We start from the raw sequence: 1,140 nt of genomic DNA, 5'->3' as shown, positions 1-1,140 counted from the left end.
CATGGAGACCTACACTTAAAGTGACTAAACTCAAGAAAGGACAACTCCATGACCCAACATAAGAATACCACCATTAAATATTATCAACAACTAAATCCAGAAGAACGAGGCATGATTGAAACACTTCGTAAACAACACACGTCAATTCGTCAGATAGCTCACAAGCTACAGCGGGCTCCCAGTACAATTTGCCGCGAACTTAAGCGTGGCGCCGTAAAACAGCTTGATTACCATCAAAATTACTATTGGGCTTACTATGCGGACCGTGGTCAGGTTGTTCACGAAAATAACCGCACTAATTGCCACGCCAACGGGCTTTTAAAAACATGCCAAGACTTCTTTAGTTCATTGACAATAGCACTTAAAGCGAAATATCGCTCAGATGGTATCGATGGCTTTGTGCACAAATATAAAGCTGAACATCCTGACAAGAAATGTCCTTCAACACCAACAGTTTACCGCTACATTAATCAAGGATTACTGCCGCTGCGTAACAGTGATCTGCCAGAAAAGTTACGCAGACGCGTTAAAGGACGACGTTCTCACAATCGTAAAAATAAAAAGATTCTTGGCACCTCAATTGAAAAACGCCCGGTGGAAGTTGATGAACGCCTAAAAGCTGGCAATTGGGAAGGCGATTTAGTTAAAGGTAAGCGAGTTGCTTCTGAACCCGCATTAATGACGCTCACAGAACGGAAAACGCGCTTTGAGCTCATCATCAAGATTCCTAACTATCACGCTGAGACCTGCTTAGAATCATTACAAGCAGCGATTAATGAGGTTGGAGAACAATACTTCAGTTCCATCACCTTTGATAATGGTAGTGAGTTTTCTTCACTCGCTCAAATCAAAGGCACACAGATTTATTTTGCCCATCCACATTCACCATGGGAGCGTGGAACAAACGAGAATATTAATGGTGAGACTCGTGAGTTCATTCCTAAAGGTAAATCTCTCAAGAATTATTCAGAAGCCGCCATCAAGCTGATTCAAGATGCATTGAATAACAAGCCGCGTAAGATCCTTCAGTATCAGAGTTCCAAAGACTGCTTCGCACAATTCACACCAGCTTAAAGATATGCCTTCTAGACCAATTTCTTGCTTTTGGAATTAGTGTTGCATTTGATTTGACAATTCAGG

The 1,140-nt window shown here is 41.8% G+C and carries 1 protein-coding gene; it reads left to right on the top strand.

Translation table 11 applies throughout. From position 1 onward, the window contains the following. Positions 1 to 48 precede the first annotated feature (48 nt). Positions 49 to 1,074, top strand: coding sequence for an IS30 family transposase (locus EKM65_RS11085; RefSeq protein ID WP_125608473.1), 1,026 nt, complete (start codon positions 49 to 51; stop codon positions 1,072 to 1,074). Positions 1,075 to 1,140: the final 66 nt, after the last annotated feature.

Source organism: Lapidilactobacillus bayanensis, assembly GCF_003946695.1.
In the GTDB taxonomy this organism is placed as follows: Bacteria; Bacillota; Bacilli; order Lactobacillales; family Lactobacillaceae; genus Lapidilactobacillus; species Lapidilactobacillus bayanensis.
This window is presented reverse-complemented; position numbering and strand designations above follow the sequence as displayed.